25 protein-coding genes and 1 other RNA gene are annotated in these 24,834 nt (G+C 62.2%); 8 read left to right on the top strand and 18 right to left on the bottom strand.

What is annotated here, in order from left to right:
* Positions 1-37 precede the first annotated feature (37 nt).
* The 5 genes from CO666_RS26310 to tkt form a co-directional block, all read right to left on the bottom strand.
* On the bottom strand, positions 38-1,912 hold the full coding sequence (locus CO666_RS26310; protein ID WP_097614979.1) for a potassium/proton antiporter: 1,875 nt from the start codon (positions 1,910-1,912) through the stop codon (positions 38-40).
* Positions 1,913-2,322: 410 nt separating this feature from the next.
* Complete coding sequence (locus tag CO666_RS26315) at positions 2,323-2,502, bottom strand: hypothetical protein (protein WP_097615046.1); 180 nt, start codon at positions 2,500-2,502, stop codon at positions 2,323-2,325.
* A 122-nt stretch (positions 2,503-2,624) separates the two neighbouring features.
* A complete protein-coding gene (locus CO666_RS26320) occupies positions 2,625-2,939 on the bottom strand; it encodes a hypothetical protein (protein WP_097614980.1) in 315 nt (104 codons plus the stop codon).
* A gap of 131 nt (positions 2,940-3,070) precedes the next feature.
* Positions 3,071-4,081, bottom strand: a complete 1,011-nt coding sequence (gap, locus tag CO666_RS26325) for a type I glyceraldehyde-3-phosphate dehydrogenase (protein WP_097615047.1) — start codon at positions 4,079-4,081, stop codon at positions 3,071-3,073.
* An 81-nt stretch (positions 4,082-4,162) separates the two neighbouring features.
* On the bottom strand, positions 4,163-6,136 hold the full coding sequence (gene tkt / locus CO666_RS26330; RefSeq protein ID WP_097614981.1) for a transketolase: 1,974 nt from the start codon (positions 6,134-6,136) through the stop codon (positions 4,163-4,165).
* Positions 6,137-6,470: 334 nt separating this feature from the next.
* On the opposite strand from tkt, the gene CO666_RS26335 reads away from it, so the two are divergent.
* The 3 genes from CO666_RS26335 (at position 6,471) to ssrS (ending at position 7,368) form a co-directional block, all read left to right on the top strand.
* Positions 6,471-6,746: a DUF4164 domain-containing protein gene (locus CO666_RS26335; protein WP_097614982.1), complete on the top strand. Its 276-nt coding sequence runs from the start codon at positions 6,471-6,473 to the stop codon at positions 6,744-6,746.
* A 16-nt stretch (positions 6,747-6,762) separates the two neighbouring features.
* The gene (locus CO666_RS26340; protein ID WP_097614983.1) at positions 6,763-7,140 is read left to right on the top strand and encodes a cell division protein ZapA; all 378 of its coding nucleotides are present in this window, start codon (positions 6,763-6,765) and stop codon (positions 7,138-7,140) included.
* 69 nt (positions 7,141-7,209) lie between these two features.
* Positions 7,210-7,368: non-coding RNA, 6S RNA (gene ssrS / locus CO666_RS26345), on the top strand.
* Between the two features lie 92 nt (positions 7,369-7,460).
* Here ssrS and CO666_RS26350 read toward each other — a convergent pair.
* The 4 genes from CO666_RS26350 to CO666_RS26365 all read right to left on the bottom strand — a co-directional run bounded on the left by CO666_RS26350 (position 7,461) and on the right by CO666_RS26365 (position 11,172).
* Positions 7,461-8,945, bottom strand: coding sequence for an esterase-like activity of phytase family protein (locus CO666_RS26350; RefSeq protein WP_097614984.1), 1,485 nt, complete (start codon positions 8,943-8,945; stop codon positions 7,461-7,463).
* Positions 8,946-9,132: 187 nt separating this feature from the next.
* Positions 9,133-10,128, bottom strand: a complete 996-nt coding sequence (locus tag CO666_RS26355) for an NAD-dependent epimerase/dehydratase family protein (RefSeq protein WP_097614985.1) — start codon at positions 10,126-10,128, stop codon at positions 9,133-9,135.
* Positions 10,129-10,225: 97 nt separating this feature from the next.
* The gene (locus CO666_RS26360; protein WP_097614986.1) at positions 10,226-10,762 is read right to left on the bottom strand and encodes a helix-turn-helix domain-containing protein; all 537 of its coding nucleotides are present in this window, start codon (positions 10,760-10,762) and stop codon (positions 10,226-10,228) included.
* Positions 10,763-10,839: 77 nt separating this feature from the next.
* Positions 10,840-11,172, bottom strand: a complete 333-nt coding sequence (locus CO666_RS26365) for an ArsR/SmtB family transcription factor (RefSeq protein WP_097614987.1) — start codon at positions 11,170-11,172, stop codon at positions 10,840-10,842.
* Between the two features lie 71 nt (positions 11,173-11,243).
* On the opposite strand from CO666_RS26365, the gene CO666_RS26370 reads away from it, so the two are divergent.
* From CO666_RS26370 to CO666_RS26380, 3 genes are all read left to right on the top strand, one after another.
* Positions 11,244-11,726, top strand: a complete 483-nt coding sequence (locus CO666_RS26370; RefSeq protein WP_097614988.1) for an SRPBCC domain-containing protein — start codon at positions 11,244-11,246, stop codon at positions 11,724-11,726.
* A 130-nt stretch (positions 11,727-11,856) separates the two neighbouring features.
* A complete protein-coding gene (gnd, locus tag CO666_RS26375; protein ID WP_097614989.1) occupies positions 11,857-12,888 on the top strand; it encodes a phosphogluconate dehydrogenase (NAD(+)-dependent, decarboxylating) in 1,032 nt (343 codons plus the stop codon).
* Positions 12,889-13,087: 199 nt separating this feature from the next.
* Positions 13,088-15,202, top strand: coding sequence for a mechanosensitive ion channel family protein (locus tag CO666_RS26380; protein ID WP_097614990.1), 2,115 nt, complete (start codon positions 13,088-13,090; stop codon positions 15,200-15,202).
* 4 nt (positions 15,203-15,206) lie between these two features.
* Here CO666_RS26380 and CO666_RS26385 read toward each other — a convergent pair whose 3' ends face one another.
* Complete coding sequence (locus CO666_RS26385) at positions 15,207-15,584, bottom strand: DoxX family protein (protein WP_097614991.1); 378 nt, start codon at positions 15,582-15,584, stop codon at positions 15,207-15,209.
* Between the two features lie 234 nt (positions 15,585-15,818).
* Between CO666_RS26385 and mprF the strand changes: the two genes are divergently transcribed.
* Together mprF and CO666_RS26395 are read left to right on the top strand one after the other, a co-directional pair.
* Positions 15,819-18,422, top strand: coding sequence for a bifunctional lysylphosphatidylglycerol flippase/synthetase MprF (gene mprF / locus CO666_RS26390; RefSeq protein ID WP_097614992.1), 2,604 nt, complete (start codon positions 15,819-15,821; stop codon positions 18,420-18,422).
* Complete coding sequence (locus CO666_RS26395; RefSeq protein ID WP_097614993.1) at positions 18,419-19,801, top strand: virulence factor family protein; 1,383 nt, start codon at positions 18,419-18,421, stop codon at positions 19,799-19,801. The genes mprF and CO666_RS26395 overlap by 4 nt, the downstream gene beginning before the upstream one ends.
* Here the strand turns inward: CO666_RS26395 and CO666_RS26400 are convergent.
* The 8 genes from CO666_RS26400 to ruvC all read right to left on the bottom strand — a co-directional run bounded on the left by CO666_RS26400 (position 19,798) and on the right by ruvC (position 24,801).
* Positions 19,798-20,361, bottom strand: coding sequence for a DinB family protein (locus tag CO666_RS26400; RefSeq protein ID WP_097614994.1), 564 nt, complete (start codon positions 20,359-20,361; stop codon positions 19,798-19,800). The two genes, CO666_RS26395 and CO666_RS26400, sit on opposite strands and share 4 nt — an antisense overlap.
* A 44-nt stretch (positions 20,362-20,405) precedes the next feature.
* Positions 20,406-20,915 carry an NUDIX hydrolase gene (locus CO666_RS26405; RefSeq protein ID WP_097614995.1) on the bottom strand — a complete coding sequence of 170 codons (510 nt, stop codon included), beginning with the start codon at positions 20,913-20,915 and terminating at the stop codon, positions 20,406-20,408.
* 7 nt (positions 20,916-20,922) lie between these two features.
* Positions 20,923-21,825, bottom strand: coding sequence for a metallophosphoesterase (locus CO666_RS26410; RefSeq protein WP_097614996.1), 903 nt, complete (start codon positions 21,823-21,825; stop codon positions 20,923-20,925).
* Positions 21,826-22,866, bottom strand: a complete 1,041-nt coding sequence (gene ruvB, locus CO666_RS26415) for a Holliday junction branch migration DNA helicase RuvB (RefSeq protein WP_097614997.1) — start codon at positions 22,864-22,866, stop codon at positions 21,826-21,828.
* 82 nt (positions 22,867-22,948) lie between these two features.
* Complete coding sequence (gene ruvA, locus CO666_RS26420; protein ID WP_097614998.1) at positions 22,949-23,563, bottom strand: Holliday junction branch migration protein RuvA; 615 nt, start codon at positions 23,561-23,563, stop codon at positions 22,949-22,951.
* 13 nt (positions 23,564-23,576) lie between these two features.
* Entirely contained in the window at positions 23,577-23,993 is a 417-nt protein-coding gene (locus tag CO666_RS26425; protein WP_097614999.1) for a type II toxin-antitoxin system VapC family toxin, read from the bottom strand.
* Complete coding sequence (locus CO666_RS26430) at positions 23,974-24,237, bottom strand: AbrB/MazE/SpoVT family DNA-binding domain-containing protein (RefSeq protein WP_097615000.1); 264 nt, start codon at positions 24,235-24,237, stop codon at positions 23,974-23,976. The genes CO666_RS26425 and CO666_RS26430 overlap by 20 nt, the downstream gene beginning before the upstream one ends.
* A gap of 54 nt (positions 24,238-24,291) precedes the next feature.
* Complete coding sequence (ruvC, locus tag CO666_RS26435; protein ID WP_097615001.1) at positions 24,292-24,801, bottom strand: crossover junction endodeoxyribonuclease RuvC; 510 nt, start codon at positions 24,799-24,801, stop codon at positions 24,292-24,294.
* Positions 24,802-24,834 lie beyond the last annotated feature (33 nt).

Genomic DNA, 24,834 nt, shown 5'->3' on the forward strand with positions numbered 1-24,834 from the left:
GCCGACCATAGCAAGGATCATTCGAGACGCAAGGCGTTCAGCGGCCGTTTTCGCGTGTGCGTTCCTGGTGCCCGGCCGCTGTTTTCGGAGCGGCTTCGGAAGCCTTGGTTTCGCGGTTCCGGCGTCCCTTCAGCCGGTCGCGGATGCGCTGGATGATGTCCTTGAGATTGATGAAGATCGGCAGTGTGATCGCCGGTTCGACCGCTTCGAGCGACATGCCGACGGAGGTGATGTGGTCATGCTCATCGAGATCGCGGACGATGAGGATGATCGAGCCGAGGCGGACGCGGTCGGCATAGTCGGCCTTGCCGCCAAGGCGTTGCCGCATCAGCTCGGCGATTGTCAGGCCCTTTTCGGATTCGTTCAGCAGGCCGGGGCCATAGGCGGCATCGAGGTCGGCGGCGGGGCGGGCGGGGGAGAGCGCGAAGGCACCGAAGAACTCGGCATCGTCTTCATCCACCGGCGCACGGCTGGCGAAGAGCCGGTCGAGCAGGCGGGAGTAACTCGGCACGATGAAGAGATAGACGAGATCGTGCTCCCGCAGCCGCCCGGCATATTGATAGCGCATCGATTTGCCGTCGCGAATGACGAGCGAGGGTGTCGCCCAGCGCGGAATGCGCTCGCCGCGCAGCACCGGGCTGTCCTTGATGACGCGGTAGGAAAGCAATTCGTGGTTGGCGGCCCCCGGCAGGTCGACCTCGACCTTGTCGACGGCGCCGATGCGCGGCGGGATGATCAGTCCGAGCTTTTTGGCGACGGGCTTGATCGTCCAGCCCTGCACGAGCAGGGAGACGAGCACGATGATGAAGGCGGTGTTGAAATAGATCTGGCCGTTTTCCAGCTTGCCGAGGATCGGCATGATCGCCAGCAGGATGGAGACTGCGCCGCGCAGACCGACCCAGGCGACGAAGCCGATTTCCTGCTGCGTATAATCGAAGGGAAGCAGCGACAGCCAGACGGCCAAGGGCCGGGCGACGAAGATCAGGAAGAGGGCTAGCAGGATGGCCGGGACGATGATTGCAGGGAATTGCGACGGTGTGGCGAGCAGGCCGAGCACCAGGAACATGATGATCTGCGCCAGCCACGTCATGCCGTCCTGGAAGCGCTTGATGGTGCCGATCGCCTGCATCTTCCGATTTCCGGCATAGATGCCGGCGACATAGACGGCGAGGAAACCGCTGCCGCCGACAGCACCGGTGAAGGAGAAGACGAGAAGGGCAAGCGCCAGCACGAAGATCGGCGTCAGGCCGCGATCGGTATCTAGCTTGCTGACGATCAGCACGATCATCATGCCGCCGAGCAGGCCGAGAATGACGCCGAGGCCCATCTGCTGCACGAACATGGCCAGCATGCCGATATTGATGCCGGCATAGCGCTCGCCGCTCGCCAGCACCTCGACAAGAGCGATGGTGAGGAAGATCGCCATCGGATCGTTGGTGCCGGATTCGACCTCCAGCGTCGAGCGCACTTTGTCGCGGATGTTGATGCCACCAATGCGCAGCAGGAAGAAGACGGCGGCGGCATCGGTCGATGCGACGATCGAACCGAGCAGCAGGCCTTCCAGCCAGGTGAAGTTCAAAAGCCATGTGGCGGCGAAGGCAAAGAGCGAGGCAGTGATCAGCACGCCGACCGAAGACATCGCCAGAGAGGGTACGGCCGCCAGCCGGAAGGCCTGCATCGGCGTGCCGAAGCCGGAATCGAACAGGATGACGGCCAGTGCGATGGAACCGAGAATATAGGCAAGGTAGTTGTTGCTGAACTCGATGCCGAGGCCGTCGACGCCGGCAGCAAGGCCGATCATCAGGAAAAGCAGCAGCAGGGGGGCGCCGAAGCGAAAGGCGAGCAGGCTTGAAAAAGCGGCAAGAAGCACGAGCGCCGTCGAGACCAGCACCACGATATAGAACGCTTCCATGCCCACCCCTTTCCAACGACTGCTTCGCGAATATAGCCACCCCGGGCCGATCCGCTTTAATTCCAAACTCTCCCTCGCGCGCAGCGGCCTAACAGTAAACGGCAAAACGCCGGAGAAGGGTAGGCCTTGCGGCTTAACCTCGTCGCGTTGCTGCATCATGCTGCTGAACGGCTGCCGGACGGCCAGCCGAATTGGAATGCTACGGGAGAAATTCTCTATAAAGAATGTATAGGAAAATCAGGCGAGAGCAGGGCAAAAGAGAAAGGCACGAATTTTTCCTGCCGGTCTCTGCAAAGGGCAACAGGATAAGACAGGCTCCTGCGTTCACGCGGCCCGTCTAACCTTGTCCAATGACCAGGAATGGATTGCAGGTGGAGGGTTTCTGCCGGCAGCGGCCGGCCGTCGCTCTGCTATCCCAACACGGCCCGAAGTATGACGATGGCGAGAAACGAGAGGCCGATGAAGGCGGCAGCCCGGATGACGAGACGATTAGCCTTTGCCAGAACGGCAGGTCTGACGTCCCGCTTGGGGTGAAACCGCTGCCGCCGCTTGAGGGTGGTGTGGGACAAGCGTTTTTGTGCCTCTGCCATTATCACCTCCGCCTGGATCATGTCAGCCATTGTGCCGTGCTGTGCATTTCCTCAGCTTATCACGGTTGGTCAGCAGATTGCCAACCGTGATTCCATCCTTGCCGAATGATGCAGATCGACTGTCAGTCCTCGGCGTCCTCGCCCTCGTCGGTCAGATCCTCGACCGGGACCAGAAAAACGACGAACTCGTCGTCGATGGTCCGTTCGGGATCGTCGTCGAATTTATAGGCGTGCTCGACCTCGCTTGCTTCCTCAGCGGTCGCCTTGCGCAGGCTGAGCGCCGCCTTGCGGTCCCATAGGGGCTTGCCTTCGGACTCGAGGATGGTCAGGTCGTCGCGAAAATCTTCCGCTTCGAAGAAATGCGTCGCTTCCTCGGCGTTTTTCGAGCGAAAGCTGGCGACGGCGCGGCCGGCGATTTCAACGGTAAAGTAATCCATCTATTCCTCTTCATCTCCCCGGGTGTCGATGCGGTTCCCAGGGGTATCAACGATGCCACGACCGGCTTCGGGGGCCTATAACAAAACGGCCCGGTTTCCCGGGCCGCTTGCGATAGTCACTCGTCGGGCTCTTAGATGAGCTTGGCGAAGGCCACAGCCGTGTCGGACATGCGGCTGGAGAAGCCCCACTCGTTGTCGTACCAGGAGAGCACGCGCACGAAGTTGCCTTCCATGACCTTCGTCTGATCGGTTGCGAAGATCGAGGAGTGGCTGTCGTGGTTGAAGTCGCGCGAGACCAGCGGTTCGTCGGTGTAGCCGAGGACGCCCTTCAGCTTGCCGTTGGCAGCAGCCTTGATGGCTTCGTTGATTTCGCCGACAGTGGTCGCCTTCTTGGCGACGAACTTGAAGTCGACGACCGAGACGTTCGGCGTGGGAACGCGGATCGAGGTGCCGTCGAGCTTACCCTTCAGGTGCGGCAGAACGAGGCCGACGGCCTTGGCAGCGCCCGTCGAGGTCGGGATCATCGAAAGGGCGGCGGCGCGGGCGCGATACAGGTCCTTGTGCATCGTGTCGAGCGTCGGCTGGTCGCCGGTGTAGGAGTGAATCGTCGTCATGAAGCCGTGGTCGATGCCGACGGCGTCGTCGAGAACCTTCACGACCGGCACCAGGCAGTTGGTGGTGCAGGAGGCGTTGGAGATGACCATGTGCTCCTTGGTGAGCTGGTCATGGTTGACGCCGAAAACGACCGTCAGGTCAGCGCCGTCGGCGGGAGCCGAGACGATGACGCGCTTGGCGCCGGCGGTCAGGTGGGCGGCGGCCTTGTCGCGGGCGGTGAAGATGCCCGTGCATTCCATGGCGATGTCGACACCGAGCTCGCGGTGCGGAAGCGTTGCCGGATCCTTGATCGCCGTGACCTTGATCGGCTTGCCGCCGCCGACGATGATCGTGTCGCCCTCGACCTTCACATCGGCCGGGAACTTGCCGTGGATCGAGTCGTAACGCAGCAGATGGGCGTTGGTCTCGACCGGGCCGAGGTCGTTGATGGCGACGACTTCGATGTCGGTGCGGCCAGCTTCGACGATAGCGCGCAGGACGTTGCGGCCGATGCGACCGAAACCATTAATGGCAACCTTGACTGTCATGTTCATTCACTCCCGATAGAATAGGGCCCGATAGGCCGGGCCTGGAATTGAGGAGATGGAGAGCGCCTCAAGGCGCTCTCATTAAAGCTTTGCTTCCGCGGCTGCAACGACGGCGTCTGCGGTGATGCCGAAATGCTTGTAAACGTCCTTCACCGGACCCGAAGCGCCGAAACCCTTCATGCCGATGAAAGTGCCTTCCGGCCCGATGAAGGCATCCCAGCCTTCGCGGACGGCGGCTTCGACGGCGATCTTGACCGGCGAGTTGCCGAGGATTTCCTTGCGATAGGCGTCCGGCTGCTCGAAGAACAGTTCCGTGCAGGGAACCGATACGACGCGGACGCTCACGCCCTTGGCTTCAAGGGCTGTGCGGGCGGCGACGGCGATTTCGACTTCCGAGCCGGAGGCGAAGATCGTCACCTTGGCGTCGGCATTGCCGGCGAGCGTATAGGCGCCCTGTTCGCAGAGGTTCTTTTCGCTGTATTCGGTGCGGGCCGGGCTGAGGTTCTGGCGCGTCAGAGCAAGGCCGGAAGGACGGTTGTGCGTCTTGACGGCGATCTGCCAGCATTCCGCCGTTTCCGTGGCGTCGGCCGGGCGGAAGACCAGCAGGTTCGGGATGGCGCGCAGGCCGGCGAGCTGTTCGACGGGCTGGTGCGTCGGGCCGTCTTCGCCGACGCCGATCGAGTCATGCGTCAGAACGTGGATGACGCGGATGCCCATCAGCGCGGCAAGGCGGATCGGCGGGCGGCAATAATCCGAGAAGATCAGGAAGCCGCCGCTATAGGGGATGAGGCCGCCATGCAGCGCGATGCCGTTCATGGCAGAGGCCATGCCGTGTTCGCGGATGCCCCAATGCATGTAACGACCGGCGAAATCCGTCGGCGTGATCGAATGCATCTGGCTGGTCTTGGTGTTGTTCGACGGCGTCAGGTCGGCGGAGCCGCCGAGCGTTTCCGGCAGGAAACCGTTGATCACCTCGAGCGCGTCTTCCGAAGCCTTGCGGGTGGCAAGCGTCGGCTTGGTCTCGGCGAGCTTCTTCTTATAGGCGCTGATCGCGGCGTCGAAGCCTTCCGGCAGTTCGCCCGCCATGCGGCGGCTGAATTCGGCCCTGGCCGGAGCATTGGCGAGGCCGTCTTCCCATGCCTTGACGAGATCGACGGAGCGGGCGCCGGCCGCACGCCAGCTGTCCAAGACGTCCGACGGGATGACGAAGGCTTCGGACTCCCAGTTCAGCGCCTTGCGGGTGGCTGCAATTTCCTCGGCGCCGAGCGGGTTGCCGTGGACCTTATGAGTGCCCTGCTTGTTCGGGGCACCGAAGCCGATGATCGTCTTGCAAGCGATGAAGGTCGGGCGGTCGGACTTGTGGGCGGCTTCGATTGCGGCGGCAATGGCAGCTTGGTCGTGACCGTCGATCTCGATGGTGTTCCAATGAACGGCCTTGAAGCGGGCGATCTGATCGGTGGAATCCGACAGAGACACGGCGCCGTCGATGGTGATCGAGTTGTTGTCCCAGAACAGGATCAGCTTGTTCAGCTTCAGGTGGCCGGCGAGCGCGATGGCTTCATGGCTGATGCCCTCCATCAGGCAGCCGTCGCCGCAGATCGCATAGGTATAGTGATCCTGAAGCTCGGAGCCGAACTCTTCACGCAGCTTGCGTTCGGCGATCGCCATGCCGACGGAATTGGCAATGCCCTGGCCGAGCGGACCGGTCGTTGTTTCGATGCCGGTGGCGTGACCGTATTCCGGGTGGCCGGCGGTCTTCGAACCGAGTTGACGGAACTGCTTCAGGTCTTCGACCGTCATGTCGGGATAGCCGGTCAAATAGAGCAGCGAATAGAGCAACATCGAGCCGTGGCCGGCCGAGAGCACGAAGCGATCGCGGTTCGGCCAGTGCGGCTTCTTCGGATCGAACTTCAGATATTTGGTGAACAGGACCGTCGCCACGTCAGCCATGCCCATCGGCATGCCCGGGTGACCGGAGTTCGCCTTTTCGACGGCGTCCATGGCGAGAAAACGGATCGCATTCGCCATCCGGTCATGTTGTTCGGGAGAGGTCATGGCTTTTCCGCAAGTTCCGGGTGTCGGGGGGATGGCCTCGAGCCTCCAAGACCATCGAGTGAAAGCGGCAGACACATAGCAGTTGGGGCTGGCAAGTCAATAAATGGGACGCCAAATCCGGGCGGGGTAGGGCGATTTTTGACATTTGATCGCGCGATTGTACAAATGACAAATCTGCTGTGGCTGATGTCTGTAGGATGCTCATCCACAGGATAGGCCGGCAGAGAGGTAACAGGGTTTATTGACGGGCCGTTTGCGAGCGGCATATCCTCTTGAAATCACAGGATCGGCGCCGCGTGTCGATTCGCGGGTCCTGCGCGGGAATCGGGAAGGCATGATGCCCATAGGCAAAACCATGGAAGCAGCGCTGAACGAGCTGAGACAGGCGATTTCGAGCCTCGAAAACGCCGTCGACATGCGTATCGAGCGGCAGCGCGAGCAGGGCGAGATCGAAGGCGAGGTGCGGCGCGTGCACGCCGACCGCTCCCGGCTGGCCCAGGAGCTCGACCAGGCTGAATTCCGCGCCAACCGGCTGGAAGAGGTCAATCGCGAGGTGTCGCGGCGGCTGGTGACGGCCATGGAAACGATCCGCGCGGTTCTGGATCGCTGATAAGAAAGAACTTGGTATGGCGCAGGTGACGGTAACGATCGACGGCAAGGCCTATCGCATGGCCTGCGAGGAAGGGCAGGAGGACCACCTGACCGATCTCGCCACCCGTTTCGACCACTATGTCGGCCATCTCAAGGGGCAGTTCGGGGAAATCGGCGATCTGAGGATCACGGTCATGGCCGGTATCATGATCATGGATGAGATTGCCGAGCTGACGCGCCGGATCGCCGGGCTGGAATCCGAACTCGAGTCTTTGCGCGGTAACCGCGACACGGTGCTTGCGGCAACCGCCCGCACCGAAGAAAATCTGGCGGCGGCACTCAGTGAGGTTTCGAGCCGCATTCGCGGCATTACCGACAAGCTGAACGGTCGGCCCGCCCCCGAACTCAATTGATCTCAATTAAATAAGAACGACCTGCCGCCGCCACTGGCGCGCCGGCGCAAACGACCTTATATATCGCGATGCGGTCTGCGCCTCTCGACAGGAACCACAATCCCTGGGGCCATACTCGATCCAAAGGGAGCTGTCCCTGTCCGGGCTCGTGGGCCTGGACACACGGTGCCCACCTACGTTTGTAGGCACCCAGGATCGTAAACATCCATCGGTGGTCGTGGATCGCACCTTTCCTTTTTCGTTGACGAAGACGACGGCTCCGGAGGCGGGCGCGGCTTTGCGCGTCCGCCTTCTTTCAGCATATCGGTTGCTTTCAGGGGTTACTTCTTCAAGCCGGGGAGGGTGATCTGGAAGACCTGGAACATGGTGTCGACATCGGCACCGCCGTCCGCCTTGTAGGCGGCGCCCACCTGGAAACCGTCCTGCGTCAGGAAGTCGTTGTCATTGGCGACGAACAGGAAGTAGTCGTCCGGCAGGTTCGGGTTGAGAACGCTTGCAAGGCCCATGGCTTCCCATTTTTCCGACAGATTGTTCCTGTCGTTCGGCGCGCCATTGTGCAGGCCGAAGCGGGCAAGGTCGGCCTTGTCGTTGAGGTCGATGAGTGGCGTCAGCGTCGCTGGCGTCAGCGACGGGTCGACGACGCCCTTCGGCGCGATCGGCTTGCCGGCATCGAAATCGCTGCCGGCAATATCGGTCGCATCGGAAAGATCGACGATGTTGATCTTGCGATAGAGCGAGGTATCGCCCTTCAGACCCTGACCGTTGCCGCTGTCACGGGCGAGCATCAGGAAAGTCTTGTCGGAAAGGGCGACGATTTCGCTCTGTGCGGCGATCGTGGTCTTGCTCTTGGCGTCCTTGAAGACCTGCAGCGGCAGGACATATTCGTGCACCAGTTTCAGGTGATCCGGATCGGCGGCGTCATAGATCAGGGCGCGGGTATTCTGACGGGTGGAGCTGGAATCGCCGCCGTCCTGGCGGGCGGCCGACTGCAGCACTGCGATGATGAACTTGCCATCCGGCGTCATCGCCATGCCTTCCAGACCCTGATTGTTCTGGCGGCCGGTCTCCGGGTCCTTCGGGTCCGGAGCGGATGCGCCGGGGCCGGGATTGTTGGAGGCGAAGCTCAGCGCGCCCTTGCGCATCGGCAAAAGCGCCTTCGGCGGCTGGGTGGCCGAGAGCAGGTGGCCGTCGGCGGAGAAGCGGTAGATATAGGGCCCGTATTCGTCGCTGACGAACATGGTGCCGTCGGCCATGCGGATGATGGCTTCATTGTCGAGGGCGATCTTGCCGTTTACCGCCTGCGGCAGCGGCGGAAAATCGCCGGCAGCGGCGCGTACGCCCGATTCCGGGTCCAGACCGGTCATGTCGCCACCCTTGTCGTCGACAAAGAGCGTGGAATCGATGAGCTTTGCGTCGACGCCAGACTGTTCCTTGCCGGCTTCGGGTGCTGCATCCGGTGCGGTCGGCGTCAGGCCGATCGAGATGGTGTTCAAGCGCGGGCGATAGTCGACGGTGCCGACGGCGTTATAGCCCCGGTCGGGCAGCAGATAGAGCGTGCCCTTGTAGCCGGCGCCGGCGCGGCTCCAGGCGGCGGAGTCGATCGCCATGCCGGAGCCGGAACCGAAGGTCTCGCCGAATTTGTCGCGCTGGTTGGCCGGGATGCGGCCGATGCCGACCAGGCCCTTGTTGACGAAGGTGAGGCCGCCGACAGTGGCGGAATTCTCGGCGCGTGCGACGGCCGGAATGGCGGCGGATGCCGCAAGAATGGCGGCGAACAGCCGCGCGTATGATCTGATGTTCTTCATGAAATAGCCTCTCGGTCAAAGCGTTGCTGCAACGGCCCGCCCAAGCAGGGCACCGCTTCAAATGACACCCGGCCTTGGATTCGATCTCCCGATGGCAGACACGCCTCTGGATTTCGTCGCCCCATATCCCCGTCAGACGGTCTATGACGGGATCATGATATCTGGATGACGCTTCCGAAGCTGCAATTCAGGCCGTTGCTTGATCGACCGGATAAGGTCCTTCGGCGAAGTCCTCATCGTGGTAGCCCTTGGAGCCGACGTCGAGCGCCAGCGGGCTTCGCCACTCACGGTTCTCACGCAGGCAATCGAGCAGGAAGCGGAAATCATATCGCGGCAGCCAGCCAAGTTCGCGCCTTGCGCGTTCGTTGACATAGACGCGATCGAGCGTCGGGAACATCTTCCAGCCGCGTTCTGCATAGAGAGAGCCGGCACCGGGAAAGAGCCGTTCGACGACAGCGGGGGCGTCTCGCCGGAGTGCTGCGAGATCGCCCGACGAAAAGGGCGTCGTGGCAGAGACGATATAGCGGCCGAAGCCGATGGCCGGCGCCCTTTCCAGCGCCAGCAAATGGGCGCCGACCACGTCGCTGATATCGACGCGGCGATGAAGCAGCTCGTTGCCGTGCGCATTTTCCGCCAAATATCCGTTGCGGATGCCGGGATCGTCATCGCTTTCGGGAAAGAAACGCGACGTCCTGAGGATGACGAGGGGCAGACGGGATTTGCGGGCGAAGAGTTCGCAGACGCCTTCGGCGGCGAGTTTCGTCACGCCGTAAATGTTCCTCGCTATAGGAAGCACGTCCTCGGTGACCCATGCTGCGGGTTCGCCTTCTGCCGGCGTCAATGCGGCACCGAAGGCGCTGGTGGTGCTGGTGAAGACGAAGCTTGAAACGCCAGCGGTGGCCGCCTCTTCGAGCAGGTTCAGCGTGCCGCCGACATTGGTGTCGAGGAAATCGCGATTGCCGTGCGTCGCCACATGCGGCTTGTGCAGCGTCGCGGCATGGATGACGTGGCTGATGCCCGACATCGCCTGCCTGACGAAGTCGCGGTCGCCGATCGATCCGATCCTGTCGGTAAAGGCCGAGGGCTTGATATCGATACCGCGCGCCCACCGGCTCTGCGCTCTCAAGGTGCGCATCAGCGCCTCGCCGAGATGCCCCGCACTCCCCGTCACCAGTATCGTCATCGCATCCTCTCCTGACTCTTTGGCGGTGGACGCTATAAAGGCCGGTGTATGGGGACAACGCATAAATTATGCACGGGAATACAGGAAAGCTGCAGGCTCAGTCGATTGTGGTGACGAGGCGGCCGGCGCTGCCGTCGGAAAGGGTGATCCGCTCCCAGGTAACAAGGCCGGCTGCGATCGGCATCGATGCATCGTCATTGGCGCCGGTTTCGAACGTCAGCGACAGGAGCCTGCCCTCATGCCAGCCACGCTCCTCCAGAGACTGTTCGGTGGCGGCGATTTCAGCGGATGCGTAGGAGAAAATCGAGCGGCCGAGAAAGGCGGCGAGCGGTGCGCGCCATTCCGCCTGGCGCGGGCGGGAGGCGGACAGCAGTCGGTGGGTGACGTCGCAGATCAGATGCACCGGCCGGATGGAATCTTCGACCAGCCGCTTGAGCGCCGCATCGGCTGCGGCATGTCGCGACGAGGCAAAAATCCGCTCCAGCCTGACGGCCTGCTCCGGCGAGAGGGGGAGCTGATCGCGCTCCCAGCGCGAAACGGTCGTCTGGTTGACGCCGAGGAGTTCGGCGAGATGCTGCTGCTTCATGCTGCGCAGCAGCCGCATGCGGCGAATGCCTGCCCCCGATATCGTCATCTGCGCTGCATCCCGTGTTTTCGGCCAGCATAAGGTTTCGGCGGGCGGGCAGGCAAGTCGGTCCGGCAGCCGGATGTTTATTCCGGCTGGCCCTCGAGATCGCTTCTCAGCCGGTCGAGGATCGATAGGGCGTGGCCGGCATAGGCGCTGATCCAGCGGTCGTAGATCTGTTTGATCGGCAAGCTGTTCAGGTGGTTCCAGCGCTCGCGGCCCTCCTTCCTGGCGATAACCAGATCGGCTTCCTCCAGCACCTTCAGATGCTGCATCACCGTACAGCGGTCCATCTGCGGAAACATCTCGCAAAGCGTTCCTGTGGTCCGCGGGCCATCCTTGAGCAGGTCGAGGATTTCGCGGCGGCGATGATGCGCCAGCGCCTTGAAAACAGGGTCGTCTATTGATTCGCTTGACATGTTATGTTTTTATAACATAATGATACCGGGTACAATGACAAACGGTTGCAATGGAGAAGAGGAGAAGTGCCATGTCTCTCGGAATCCGTGTTTCCGGCCGCATCGGCCGTCCCGTCGCAGAGGTGTTCGACGCCGTCGTCAACCCGAAGAAGCTCAGCAGCTATTTCACCACGATCGGCGGGGCGAGTGCGCCGCTTGTCCAGGGTACGACGGTAACCTGGTGGAAGGATGCGGCGGTCGAGGTGGTCGAGCTTGTGCCTGAAAGCCGCATCGTGCTCCGTTGGGACGGCGGGACCGGCGAAGATAAGACGACCTATAAGACGATGGTGGAGATGAACTTCAGACCGCTGGAGGATGGCGGCACGTTGGTGACCATCGCCGAGACCGGGTGGCGCGAAGATGATGCCGGCCGGCGCGGCACCTATCTCAACTGCGAAGGCTGGACGCAGATGCTCTGCTGCATGAAGGGCTTCGTCGAATACGGCATCAATCTGCGCGAGGGCATGTTCCTCAGCGAAATGAAGGGTGAGCCGGCCAGCGCGCCCGATATCTGACGCGTGCATCGGTCCCCGCGGGCGGCACAATCGTCGCATTTGCCGATAGGGATGAGACTTCGCTTGCCTGTCACACTGCGGGTGCTAATTTCCGGATCGATACTTCATCTCGATTTCCAGGAGATTCATTATGCAGCTTGGCATGATTGGTTTGGGCCGCATGGGCAATTACATGGTCCAGCGTTTGATGCGGGGCGGTCACGAATGCGTCGTTTACGACGCCAGGCCGGAAAGCGTTGCCGAACTCGCGGGCCTCGGTGCGACCGGCAGTGCTTCGCTCGAGGAATTCGTCTCGAAGCTTGCCCATCCCAGAGCCATCTGGTTGATGCTGCCGGCGGCGATCGTCGATAAGGTGTTGGCCAGCCTGGTGCCGCTGCTTGAGAATGGCGATATCGTCATCGACGGCGGCAATTCCTATTATCACGACGATATCCGCCGCGGCGCCGAACTCATCACCAAGGGCATCCATTATGTCGATGTCGGCACCAGCGGCGGTGTGTTCGGCCTGGAGCGCGGTTATTGCCTGATGATCGGCGGCGAGAAGGGCACCGTTCAGCACCTCTCGCCGATTTTCGCGACATTGGCGCCCGGCGCCGGCACGACGGAAGCTTCGCCGAACCGCACCGCCGAAGCGGCTGCGGCCAGCACCGCCGAACAGGGCTATCTGCATTGCGGCCCGCATGGCGCCGGCCATTTCGTCAAGATGGTGCATAACGGCATCGAATATGGCCTGATGGCCGCCTATGCCGAGGGCCTCAATATCCTGAAGCACGCCAATATCGGCGCCGCCTCGCACGAGGCCGATGCGGAAACCGCGCCGCTCGCCCATCCTGAGCATTTTCAATACGACTTCAACCTGCAGGATGTTGCCGAAGTGTGGCGCCGCGGCAGCGTCATCACCTCCTGGCTGCTCGATCTGACAGCCGATGCGCTGCATGCCGATCCGGCACTGTCGAAATATGCCGGCCGCGTCTCCGATAGCGGTGAAGGCCGCTGGACGATCATGGCGGCGATCGATGAAAGCGTGCCGACGCCGGTGCTGAGTGCTGCGCTCTACGGCCGCTTCTCCTCGCGCGATAATGACGAATTCGCCAACAAGGTGCTGTCGGCGATGCGCGCGGGCTTCGGCGGCCATGTGGAAAAGCCGGCTCCGAAATCCTGAAGGCAGACGGCTTGTCGGGCCGTTCCGACAAAACCGTCCTCCTGAAATAGCCGCCGCTTCGTTTCGGGGCGGCGACGTTGCTTTTACTAGCCATCGGTATGGTTTTCCTACTGCTTGCGGGCGGCAGGGGTCGCGAGTATCCATTGCAAAATGTCGGCGCCGCTTTGTACAGGCTACCGACATTTCATTGGAGGCGATCATGGAGCGTGGCATGGCAGGGAGCTTGAAGGCCATCCTATTTGGCATACTGGCATTGCTTGCGCTTCTCTCGGCGGTTTCGCCTGGCTTTTCCCAAACGCCACCGGCGCAAGTGCCGGTCGCCGCGGCCCCGCCGGCCCAGGTGCGTGAGATGATGCAGCTCATGCAGACGCCGGAGGTCAAACAGTGGATGTCGACGCAGATGGCGGCGACGCCTGCGGCCAATGCAGCGTCTGAAAATCAGATGTCGATCCTGTCGGGTCTGCTGCAGCATGCCCGCCGGCATGTTTCGATGGTCTCCGATGCGGCGATGGCATTGCCCTCGCAGATCGGCAATGCGTCCTCGCTGTTCCTCGGCGAAATCACCGCCACCGGCTGGCCGCGCATGGTGGCGCAGTTCCTGGCGATCTTCCTGCTCGGCGGGATCGTCGAAAGCATTGCCCGTTATGCCTTTCGCCGCCGTCGCCGCCGGCTGGCTGCGATGGCGGGGATGCATCTGGCGCCGCGTGTCATTCCGGCATTGATCTTCGCTGCGGCAACGGTGCTCACGCTTCTCAGCCTCACCTGGCCGCCGCTCAGCCAGAGCATCGCGATCCTCTGCGTCGTTGCCCTCATCGTTCAGCGCTTTACGATCTGCCTCGGCGGCGTGCTGGTTGATCTCATCGGGCTGGCGCGGGCCGAGGAAGAGCGGCAAGGCATCACCGCTCCGATTATGCCGGGGCGCGCCGTCGCGCTCTTCTGGTATCGCCGTTGCGCGACCTTCGTCATCTATTTCATTTTCGGCTGGGCGGTGATCCAGTCGATGGAGCCGCTCGGTTATACCCCGAGCGCCCGGCTTCTCATCGGCTATGTCCTCGGCATTGGTCTGCTGCTGATCGCGATCGAGGCGGTCTGGTCGCGGCCCAACAAGGACGAGAAGCGCGGCCACGGAATCTCCTGGGCGTTCACCGTCTATTTCCTGTCGTTGTGGGGAATCTGGGTCGCAGGCTTCAACTGGCTGCTCTGGCTCGGCATCTACGTGTTGCTGCTGCCGCGCGTGCTCGCCGTCTCGACGCTTGCGGTGAAATCGCTGCAGCAGACCGAAGCGAGCTTCCTGGCCACGCGCCGCATCGCCACCGTGCTGCTCGACCGCGGCGTGCGGGCGCTGATTATCGCCTTTGCCGCCATCTGGCTCGGGCGGATGCTCGGCGTCGGCGCCGACACGATGGCTGCCGGCGATACGATGGTCGACAAAATAGCGCGCGGCGTCATCGGGGGCATTGTCATCCTGTTGGCGGCCGATCTGCTCTGGCACGTCGTCAAAGCCTATATCGACGGCAAGCTGCTGGATTCACCGCTGGATGGCACCGCGACGGACGAGGAGAAGGCCAGACGCGCGCGGATACAGACACTGCTGCCGATTTTCCGGAATATCCTTGCCGTCGTGATCGCCGTCATCGCCGTGCTGATGGTGCTCTCCGGCCTCGGTATCGAGATCGGGCCGCTGATCGCCGGTGCCGGCGTCGTCGGCGTTGCGGTCGGCTTCGGCGCGCAGACGATCGTCAAGGACGTCATCAGCGGCATGTTCTATCTCTGGGACGATGCCTTCCGTGTCGGCGAATATATCGAGAGCGGCAGCCACAAGGGCGTGGTCGAGGCCTTCAGCCTGCGCTCGGTGAAGCTCAGGCATCATCGCGGGCCGCTGACGACGGTGCCGTTCGGCGAACTCGGCGCGGTGAAGAACCTCAACCGCGATTGGACGATCGACAAGATCAGCCTCAACGTTAAATACGACACCGACCTCGTCAAGGCGAAGAAGGTGATCAAGCAGATCGGCCAGACGCTGCTCGAAAATCCGGAATTCGGCCCTCATATCATCGAGACGCTGAAGATGAAGGGTGTCGAGCAGTTCGGCGAATTCGCGATCGAAATCCGCCTGTCGATGATGACCAAGCCCGGCGAGCAGTTCGTCATCCGCCGCAATGCGCTGGCGATGATCCGCAATGCCTTCAAGGAAAACGGCATCGAATTCGCGGTGCCGACGGTGCAGGTGGCGGGCGATCGGGACGCGGAGGTCGATGCAGCCGTCGCGCGCTATGCTGCCCATGCGCGGGCGAATGGCGAGCCGGCGGCGTAAATCCTCACATCGCGCCGGCGGCTGCAATCAGCAGGCCGCCGATGATCGCCATATTGGTTTTCCAGGTATTGATCGCGCTTTCGCGGGCCGTTCCCTGCATATCCCAGAAATTCAGCAGCATGATCGTGGCGGCAAGGGTGAAGACGATGAGACCGAATGCCGCTGCCGCGACGAAGAGACCCAGTATCAGCATTGTGCCGGCGACGATCTGAAACAGGCTGCCGGAGACCAGTACCCATTTCGCAAAAGGGATGCCGCGGGCTTCGATCGCGTCGGTCAGCGGCACGATAACGAAAAAATGATGAATGCCGCCAGCGACATAGAGGCCGCCGAGCAACAGACGGCCGAGAACGATCATCATCAGGGCCGGGCTATCGTGCATATCGAACCGTTCTCCCGCGTCTCAAATCGCCTTTGTGGTAAAGCTCGTCGCAAGCTTACGAAAATGCAATGCGCCGGAATCTCGGCCTGCGCAAATTCGCCCCAATTGAGAGTGATGGAGGCCAAGCGGCGGGGCTGGGTAGCGGCGGCATGGCTTCATGGAGCTTACGTGCCTGTCATGTTACGTCTTTCCAAAATGATTCCCGCCGAGCTGGCAATTGCAGCAGGATAAGAGATGTCGGGCCACGACAATTTGAAAGAGATCGAAGACGCGGACGAATTTTCTTTTCGCGCTTTGTTCAGACGTTACAGAACACCGCTGACGGCGGCGGCGACACTCGTGGTCTTCTGCCTAGTCGGCTATGCGATCATGCAGCTCACCAATGAGGTGCGTTATGACGACGTCGTCGATGCGCTGGCGGCGACCAGACCGAGCGCGATCCTGCTCGCGTTGTTTTTCACGGCGCTGAGTTTCCTCTCGCTGATTTTCTACGATCTCAACGCCATAGACTATATCGGCAAGAAGCTGCCCTTTCCGCATGTGGCGCTGACGGCGTTCAGCGCCTATGCGGTCGGCAATACTGCCGGCTTCGGCGCACTTTCAGGCGGCGCGATCCGTTACCGCGCCTATACCCGCCTGGGGCTTTCGCCGGAGGATATCGGCCGCATTATCGCCTTCGTCACGCTGTCCTTCGGTCTGGGGCTTGCGGGGGTCGCAGCGATCGCCCTCATCGTCATCGCCGATGAGATCGGCCCGCTGATCGGCGTCAGCGCGTTCCTGCTGCGATTGATCGCCGGTTCGATCGTCGCCATTCTGGGCGCGGTGATGATCATAGGCCGTGACGGGCGCGTACTCGATCTCGGTCCCGTCGCCATCCGCCTGCCGGATTCGCGCACCTGGTCGCGGCAGTTCCTCGTCACCGCCTTCGATATCGCCGCCTCGGCGTCGGTGCTTTACGTGCTCTTGCCGCAGACGGCGATCGGCTGGCCGGTCTTCCTCGCCGTCTATGCGATCGCCGTCGGTCTCGGTGTGCTCAGCCACGTTCCGGCCGGGCTCGGCGTGTTCGAGACGGTGATCATCGCGTCGCTCGGCAGCGCAGTGAACATCGATGCCGTGCTCGGGTCGCTGGTGCTTTACCGGCTGATCTACCATGTGCTGCCGTTGCTGCTCGCCGTGCTCGCGGTTTCGGCGACGGAGCTGCGTCGTTTCGTCGACCACCCGGCCGCCTCCAGCGTGCGGCGCATCGGCGGAAGGCTGATGCCGCAGCTGCTGTCGGCCTTAGCGCTGCTGCTGGGCGTCATGCTGATATTTTCGAGCGTCACGCCGACGCCGGACCAGAACCTCGAATTCCTCTCCAACTATCTGCCGCTGCCGATGGTGGAAGGGGCGCATTTCCTCTCTAGCCTGCTCGGGCTCGCGCTCGTCGTCGCCGCCCGCGGTCTCGGCCAGCGGCTCGACGGCGCCTGGTGGGTGGCCGTGTTTTCGGCCGTCGCGGCGCTGACCTTGTCGCTGTTGAAGGCGATCGCGCTTGTCGAAGCTGCCTTTCTCGCCTTCCTCATCTTCGGGCTCTTCGTCAGCCGTCGGCTCTTCACCCGCCACGCCTCGCTGCTCAACCAGGCGCTGACGGCGTCCTGGCTGATGGCGATTGCCGTCATCGTCGTCGGCGCCGTCGTCATCCTGCTCTTCGTCTATCGCGACGTCGAATACAGCAACCAGCTCTGGTGGCAGTTCGAATTCACCGCCGAAGCGCCGCGGGGCTTACGCGCCGTGCTCGGCATCACCATCATCTCGTCGGCGATCGCCATCTTCAGCCTGCTTCGGCCGGCAACCTTTCGGCCGGAACCGGCGACGGACGAGGCGCTGGCGCGTGCCGTCGAGATCGTCATCAAACAGGGCAATGCCGACGCCAATCTGGTGCGCATGGGCGACAAGAGCATCATGTTCTCGGAAAAAGGTGATGCTTTCATCATGTACGGCCGGCAGGGCCGCTCCTGGATCGCGCTGTTCGACCCGGTCGGCGAACATCGCGCCGTACAGGAACTGGTCTGGCGGTTCGTCGAAGCGGCGCGTGCCGCCGGCTGCCGCGCCGTGTTCTACCAGATCTCGCCGGCGCTGCTTTCCCATTGCGCCGATGCCGGCCTTCGCGCCTTCAAACTCGGCGAGCTGGCGGTGGCCGATCTCCGAACCTTCGAGATGAAGGGCGGCAAATGGGCGAACCTTCGCCAGACGGCAAGCCGCGCCCAGCGCGACGGGCTGGAATTTGCCGTCGTCGAACCGGAGCACGTGTCCTCGGTCATCGATGATCTCGCCGCCGTTTCCACCGCCTGGCTCGAACATCACAATGCCAAGGAAAAGGGCTTTTCGCTCGGCGCCTTCGATCCCGACTACGTCTCCTCGCAGCCCGTCGGCATTCTGAAAAAGGACGGCAGGATCGTCGCCTTCGCCAATATCCTCGTCACGGAGTCCAGGGAGGAGGGCACGATCGATCTCATGCGCTTCTCGCCGGATGCTCCGAAGGGCTCGATGGATTTTCTCTTCGTGCAGATCATGGAATATCTGCGCGGCCAGGGTTTCACCCACTTCAATCTCGGCATGGCGCCCCTCTCCGGCATGTCGAAACGCGAGGCGGCGCCCGTCTGGGACCGCATCGGCAGCACCGTCTTCGAACATGGCGAGCGCTTCTACAACTTCAAAGGCCTTCGGGCATTCAAATCCAAGTTTCATCCGCACTGGCAACCGCGCTATCTTGCGGTATCCGGAGGGGGCAATCCGATGATCGCGTTGATGGACGCGACATTTCTGATCGGGGGCGGATTGAAAGGGGTAGTGAGAAAATGATCAGGACAATCCTTCTTGCCACGGCATGCGCCTGCATGCTCGCGACCGCACCGGTTCATGCCGCCGAGGAAACCACGCAGAGCTTCGAAGCCGGGCTTATCCCGTCGCCGCACATCTTCCTGCCGGAAGGGGAGGTCAAGGGCACGGTGATGCTGATATCCGATGCCGCCGGCTGGGGCGACTTCGAGAAGGCCGAGGCCGACAGACTGGTTTCCGAGGGCGCGGTCGTCATCGGCGTCGACTTCCCTTCCTATATCCAGGCGCTGAGCCGCTACGACGTCAGCCTCAACGACGGCTGCGTCTACATGGTCTCGGACATCGAATCGCTGAGCCAGCAGGTGCAGCGTGCGACCGGCAATAGCGCCTATCATCTGCCGATCGTCGCCGGCATCGGCGAAGGCGGGGCCCTAGCGCTGGCAATCGCTGCCCAGACGCCGGATGCGACGATCGGCCAGACGCTCGCCGTCGATCCGAAGGCCGGCATTCCGCTTGCCCAGGAGCTCTGCACCCCGGCTTCCAAGAAGGTCGTCGGCCAACGCATCATGTACGGCCTCAGCGACGGCGCCCTGCCGGATCCGATCGTCACCGTCTTCTCGCCCAATGCCGACAAGGACGGCAGGGCGCATGCCGAAGCGCTGAAGAAGATCCATGCGACGATTGAGATCCGCGATTCGACCGACGATGCCCAAACGGTGTTTGGCGATACGCTCGATGATCTCGTCACCGCCTCCGGCGCCTTCGGCAATCCGCTCGGCCTGCCGCTGGCGGTCCTCGAGGCGACGCCTGCCCTTGATACGATGGCGGTGATCTATTCCGGCGACGGCGGCTGGCGCGATATCGACAAAGAGGTCGGCGGCACGCTGCAGAAGGAAGGCATTCCGGTCGTCGGCGTCGATTCGCTTCACTATTTCTGGTCGGAGCGAAAGCCGGAGGAGACTGCCGCTGATCTTTCGAAGATCATCGATTTTTACCGAAAGCAGTGGAAGGTAAAGCATGTGCTGCTTGTCGGATATTCCTTCGGCGCCGACGTCGTGCCGGCCACCTATCAGTTGCTCAAGCCAACCGAAAAGTCGGCGGTGACGCAATTGTCGCTGCTGTCGCTTTCGCACCAGGTCGACTATGTCATCTCCGTTCTCGGCTGGCTCGGCCAGAAGACGGAAGGGGCTGGAGGCGATCCCGTCGCCGATCTGAAGAACATCGACCCGAAGCTGGTGCAATGCATCTACGGTAAGGACGATGATGACGATGTCGCCTGTCCGGCGGTGAAGGAGAGCGGCGCCGAGGTTGTCGAACTGCCCGGCGACCACCATTTCGACGAGAATTACGACCTTCTCACCAAGACGATCATCGACGGGCTGAAAAGGCGGCTGCAGGATTAATTCATCAGCGTTTCTTCGCTCCAGCCGAGAGCGGCGAGCTCGCTGCCGCGAAACCGCGCATCGTCGGCGACGATGAATTCGTCCAATTGCGGCGGGGCGACGCTGGTGCCGGCGAGCATCGCATGCACCTGGCCGCGATGATGGGTCTGGTGCTGGAAAAGGTGAGCGAGCACGTCGTCCATCCGTTCTTCCTGGACGCGGTCGCCGCGATGGAGGCGGACGGTCGAGACCAGCCTTTCCGGCGTCAAGGTCTCGCAAAGCGCCGTCAGGCGCTGATCGACCTTCGCCTGGGCTTGCGCCAGGGATAAAACGTCGTCGAACGGTTCGTCGACCTCGAAGGCCTGGAAGCCGAGCGTGCCGCCTTCCAGGCCATCGACATAGAACCAGTCGACCGTGATGATGTGGTTCAAGGTCTCCTTGATCGAGGGGAAGAAGCTCGTGCGCGGCGCCTCGAATTCACCGGGCTTCAATGCCGCGCAGGCATGAAGCAGACGGTGGTTGGCAAGGGCGTTGTTATAGGCGAGTTTGCGAAATGACCTGACGGGATCGAAGGTCGGCATCGGCGCATCTCCTCTTCACACGCTGCTGGAATGTTAGACTAGCGTCAGTCGTCGTCGAGATTGCCGTCGCGCCAGACGAGGTGACGGAGTGCTGCCGGCAGGTTCTCGATTTCATCAGCGATGAAATAGGGCGGGATGTCGAGCGCAGTCAGGGCCTGGCGCGTCGCAAGCACCCATTTGAATTCGAGATGATTGTCGCCGTCCTCGACGCGATGGACGATTTCGTGTGGCTCGAAGGGGAATTCCGGCGGGATGTCCATCAGATAATAGAAGCCCAGTTCATGCCAGTCGCGTTGTTCGTAGTGGAAAAAGTTCTCGACGACCCAGAGCAGGCGGGAGACGGTGACCTCGACCCCCAGTTCCTCCACCATCTCTCGTTTCAGTGTCTCCTCCGAGGTTTCGCCGATTTCCGCCCTGCCGCCCGGAAAGGTCCAGAAGGGCTCGTGCACGGCGCGATGAACGAGCACGTGGCCATCGCGAAAACCGAGGCCGGCGATGCGATAATTGAAACGCTCAGCGCCCGCAGTCAGGCGGATGAGGGTGCGCTTGGCCATGTCATTCCTATCCGAGATCGATCACGACGATTTCCGGCGGCACGCCGAAGCGCACCGGTGCAATGGAGCAGCCGAGACCGCCGGAGACGATGATATTCCGCCCCTCCTCGACAATATGCCCATAAGCGTAGCGATTGCCGTAACGCGAGGGGACGATCGGCGAACGGCCGAGGAAGCGGATCTGTCCGCCATGGGTGTGGCCCGACAGCGTCAGCGAGACACGCTCGGGCACGCGCGGAAAGATATCGGGCTCATGGGCGAGCAGGATGACCGGTGCGTCATCGCTAATCTGCGCCATCGTTCCATCGAGATTGTCGAGGCCGAGCATGCGCGCGCGGCCCCACTTCCTGCCGGGCAGCAGCGCCAGTTGATCTTCGAGGCCTGCGAGCCAGAAGCCGCGGCCATCCTTTTCGAGCCGAACGGCGCGGTTGCTATAGACCGGGATTCCGACATCGGCGAGCGCCCGGTGCCCGAAGGTTTCCATTCCGCCATTCTTCTGGGCGGTCCTGTCCTCCCACCAATCGTGGTTGCCCATGATCGCATGGACGCCGAGCGGGGCGTGCAGGGTGGCTAGCGCCTTCGACCATTGGCTCGAATGCACATATTGCGTCACCATGTTCATGCCGGAGGCGTAGTCGCCGAGCAGGACGGTGACGTCGCCTTCGAGTTCATTGGCCCGCTGGCAGATCGCGGCAATGCGGCTTGCCGACATCCAGGGTTCGCAGGCATGGATATCGGCGAGCGCGACGACGCGGAGCTTCAGTCCCGGCGTCCATCCCGGCGGCGTCAGCCGGTAGCGGGCGATGCCGAGCCGCGCCAGCGGTTCATAGGCGAAGGCGTAACCGCCGAGCGCCATGACGCCTGCGAAACCGCCGCCAAGAACCTTGAAAAATCCGCGGCGGGTGATCACTCAGTCGTCCTCCTGGAACAGCCGGAACTGCGCCGCCTCCATCTCCTTGGGCGGTTGCATTCCCAGATGTTTCCACGCGATTGCGGTCAGAACACGGCCGCGTGGCGTGCGCTGAATGAAACCCTGCTGGATCATGTAGGGCTCGATAATGTCTTCGATCGCGTCGCGCGGCTCTGAAAGGCCGGCGGCGATGGTCTCGATGCCGACCGGGCCGCCGCCGAAATTGACGGCGATCATGTTGAGGTAACGTTTGTCGAGCTGGTCGAAGCCGACATTGTCGACCAGCAGGCGGGTCAGCGCCTCATCGGCGATCTCGCGGGTGACGGCTTCGGCCTTCGCCACTTCGGCGAAGTCGCGCACGCGCCGCAGCAGCCGGCCGGCGATGCGCGGCGTGCCGCGGGCCCGTCTTGCGATCTCGCGGGCGCCCTCTTCGGTCATCGGCAGGTTCATCAGCCGCGCGCCGCGGCGCACGATCAGTTCCAGCTCCTCGACGGTATAGAAGCTCAGGCGTACCGGGATGCCGAAGCGGTCACGCAGCGGTGTGGTCAACAGGCCGAGGCGGGTGGTGGCGGCCACCAGCGTGAATTTCGACAGGTCGATCTTCACCGAGCGGGCGGCGGGGCCTTCGCCGATGATGAGGTCGAGCTGGAAATCTTCCATGGCCGGATAAAGGATTTCCTCGACGGCCGGGTTGAGGCGGTGGATCTCGTCGATGAAGAGCACGTCGCGCTCTTCGAGATTGGTCAGGAGCGCGGCGAGATCGCCGGCCTTGGCGATCACAGGGCCGGACGTAGAGCGGAAGTTGACACCGAGCTCCTTCGCCATGATCTGCGCCAGCGTCGTCTTGCCGAGGCCGGGCGGTCCGACGAAGAGCACATGGTCCAGTGCCTCGCCCCGGTTCTTCGCCGCCTCGATGAACACCTTGAGATTGGCGCGCGCCTCCGCCTGGCCGGTGAACTCGTCCAGCGATTGCGGGCGCAACGTCATATCAAGGTCTTCGCCCCGCTTTTCCGGCGATATCAGGCGGGCGGGTTCACTCATGCTCTCATTCCGTTTTGAAACCTGTTACAGCAATACACCAAAAGTCGGCTGCCTCGACATCCATTCATTGGTTTTCCGGCGTTCACCGCGCCAGCTCCTTCAATCCCAATCGGATCAGCTTGGCGCTGTCGGCGCCGTCACCGGCTGTTTTCATTGCTGCGGCAACCGCATTTGCCGCCTGGTCTCTGCTGTAGCCGAGGTTGGTCAGAGCGGACACCGCATCGGCAACCGGTGCGGCGGCGACACCTTCGCCGAGTTCCTGTTTGAGGCCGATGTTGATCGCTTCCCCGGCAAAGGCAGGGGCCCGGTTCTTCAATTCGGTCACGAGGCGCATTGCCACTTTCGGGCCGACCCCCGGCGCGCGCGAGACGGCGGTGCGGTCCTGCAGTGCGATCGCATTGGCGAGTTCGCCCGGCGTCAATGTCGAGAGCACGGCAAGCGCCACCTTGGCGCCGACGCCCTGGACGCTTTGGAGCAGGTTGAACCATTCCCGCTCCAGCGCGGTCATGAAGCCGAAGAGCTTCAACTGGTCCTCGCGCACATAGGTCTCGATGAACAGCACGCAGGCTTCGCCGGCCGAGCCGAGCTTGGACAGGGTGCGGGCCGAGCAATGGGCGACGTAGCAGACGCCGTGCACATCGACGAGCACATAGTCTTCGCCGATTTCGTCTATGGTGCCTTTCAGCTTGCCGATCATGGGGTGCGGTCTCTCAAGGGTGCGTTTCGGGAGAAATGATGTCCAATTCCGGGAAATAGGAGCGGTAGCGCGCGCCGTCGCGCGTCAGAAGGCGATGCGATCGAACGAGGGCGTGCGCGCCGATGAAAAAATCCGGCAGAGTACGCTCGCGCAGGCCGCCGCTCCTCAGGTACTGCGCATGTGCCATACCGGCCCGGTAAGCGGCGGAAAACGGCAGGGCCTCGCGGACCAGGTTTAACCGCGACAGCAGAAATGCAAGGGTTTCCTCGCGCGGGGTCATGCTTGCCAGCTCTGCCCAAACAACGGGTGTCATGACGAATTGCGAATCTGGACGCAATGCGCTCAATGCCCGCGCAGACCATTCCCTGAAAGGATTGTCCGGCCCGAAGATATCGATGAAAATGTTCGTATCAACGAGAACCGACGTCATCACGTGGTCCTCTCAACCATTCCATGAATTCGTCGGTCGTCATGCCGCCGGTGTCGAGGGTCCCGCTCATACTGCCGAGCCAGGATTCAAAATCGTCCTGCGATGGCTCTATCCTGCTGGAGAGAACAACCAAGCGGGCGCCCTTTTCATCGGCAACGAAATCCACCTCGGATCCCGGCCCGATCTTCAAGCGGTCCCGGATGTCCTTGGGGATCGTCACCTGGCCTTTTTCCGTCACGCGCATGGTAATACCTCCGAGGTATTACTTATCATCGAATGGGAACAAGTCAAGAACAGACTAGCCGGCCAGCGCCTGTCGCATCCGGTTGCTGCCGCGATTGTGCGCATGGCAGATGGCGATCGCCAGCGCATCGGCGGCGTCGTCGCCCTTGAATTCGACTTTCGGCATCAGGATCTTCAACATCATGTGGATCTGATGTTTTTCGCCGTGCCCGACGCCGATGACCGCCTTCTTTACGGCGTTTGGGGCATATTCGGAGACCGGCAGTCCCGCGCGCGCCGGCACCAGCATGGCGATGCCGCGGGCCTGGCCAAGCTTCAGCGTCGCCACCGCATCCTTGTTGACGAAAGTCTGTTCAACGGCAGCTTCATCCGGCTTATAGCTGTGGACGACCTCCGCCAGGCCGTCATGCAATTGGCAGAGGCGGGAGGCAAGGTCCATGTCTCCATCGGATGTCACGGTTCCGGAGGCCACAAATCGGAGGGAATTGCCAAGCGTATCGATGATTCCCCAGCCGGTGCGGCGAAGTCCGGGATCGATGCCGACGATGCGAATCGTATTTTGCATGGTTCAACCTATAGCGATTGCGAAATAACTGCC

The organism is Rhizobium chutanense, from assembly GCF_002531935.1.
GTDB classification, from domain to species: Bacteria; Pseudomonadota; Alphaproteobacteria; order Rhizobiales; family Rhizobiaceae; genus Rhizobium; species Rhizobium chutanense.

Coding starts and splice junctions, on each gene's coding strand:
- CO666_RS26310 (WP_097614979.1), bottom strand. CDS start 1,912: ATGGAAGCGTTCTATATCGTGGTGCTGGTCTCGACGGCGCTCGTGCTT.
- CO666_RS26315 (WP_097615046.1), bottom strand. CDS start 2,502: ATGGCAGAGGCACAAAAACGCTTGTCCCACACCACCCTCAAGCGGCGG.
- CO666_RS26320 (WP_097614980.1), bottom strand. CDS start 2,939: ATGGATTACTTTACCGTTGAAATCGCCGGCCGCGCCGTCGCCAGCTTT.
- gap (WP_097615047.1), bottom strand. CDS start 4,081: ATGACAGTCAAGGTTGCCATTAATGGTTTCGGTCGCATCGGCCGCAAC.
- tkt (WP_097614981.1), bottom strand. CDS start 6,136: ATGACCTCTCCCGAACAACATGACCGGATGGCGAATGCGATCCGTTTT.
- CO666_RS26335 (WP_097614982.1), top strand. CDS start 6,471: ATGATGCCCATAGGCAAAACCATGGAAGCAGCGCTGAACGAGCTGAGA.
- CO666_RS26340 (WP_097614983.1), top strand. CDS start 6,763: ATGGCGCAGGTGACGGTAACGATCGACGGCAAGGCCTATCGCATGGCC.
- CO666_RS26350 (WP_097614984.1), bottom strand. CDS start 8,945: ATGAAGAACATCAGATCATACGCGCGGCTGTTCGCCGCCATTCTTGCG.
- CO666_RS26355 (WP_097614985.1), bottom strand. CDS start 10,128: ATGACGATACTGGTGACGGGGAGTGCGGGGCATCTCGGCGAGGCGCTG.
- CO666_RS26360 (WP_097614986.1), bottom strand. CDS start 10,762: ATGACGATATCGGGGGCAGGCATTCGCCGCATGCGGCTGCTGCGCAGC.
- CO666_RS26365 (WP_097614987.1), bottom strand. CDS start 11,172: ATGTCAAGCGAATCAATAGACGACCCTGTTTTCAAGGCGCTGGCGCAT.
- CO666_RS26370 (WP_097614988.1), top strand. CDS start 11,244: ATGTCTCTCGGAATCCGTGTTTCCGGCCGCATCGGCCGTCCCGTCGCA.
- gnd (WP_097614989.1), top strand. CDS start 11,857: ATGCAGCTTGGCATGATTGGTTTGGGCCGCATGGGCAATTACATGGTC.
- CO666_RS26380 (WP_097614990.1), top strand. CDS start 13,088: ATGGAGCGTGGCATGGCAGGGAGCTTGAAGGCCATCCTATTTGGCATA.
- CO666_RS26385 (WP_097614991.1), bottom strand. CDS start 15,584: ATGCACGATAGCCCGGCCCTGATGATGATCGTTCTCGGCCGTCTGTTG.
- mprF (WP_097614992.1), top strand. CDS start 15,819: ATGTCGGGCCACGACAATTTGAAAGAGATCGAAGACGCGGACGAATTT.
- CO666_RS26395 (WP_097614993.1), top strand. CDS start 18,419: ATGATCAGGACAATCCTTCTTGCCACGGCATGCGCCTGCATGCTCGCG.
- CO666_RS26400 (WP_097614994.1), bottom strand. CDS start 20,361: ATGCCGACCTTCGATCCCGTCAGGTCATTTCGCAAACTCGCCTATAAC.
- CO666_RS26405 (WP_097614995.1), bottom strand. CDS start 20,915: ATGGCCAAGCGCACCCTCATCCGCCTGACTGCGGGCGCTGAGCGTTTC.
- ruvB (WP_097614997.1), bottom strand. CDS start 22,866: ATGAGTGAACCCGCCCGCCTGATATCGCCGGAAAAGCGGGGCGAAGAC.
- ruvA (WP_097614998.1), bottom strand. CDS start 23,563: ATGATCGGCAAGCTGAAAGGCACCATAGACGAAATCGGCGAAGACTAT.
- CO666_RS26425 (WP_097614999.1), bottom strand. CDS start 23,993: ATGACGTCGGTTCTCGTTGATACGAACATTTTCATCGATATCTTCGGG.
- CO666_RS26430 (WP_097615000.1), bottom strand. CDS start 24,237: ATGCGCGTGACGGAAAAAGGCCAGGTGACGATCCCCAAGGACATCCGG.
- ruvC (WP_097615001.1), bottom strand. CDS start 24,801: ATGCAAAATACGATTCGCATCGTCGGCATCGATCCCGGACTTCGCCGC.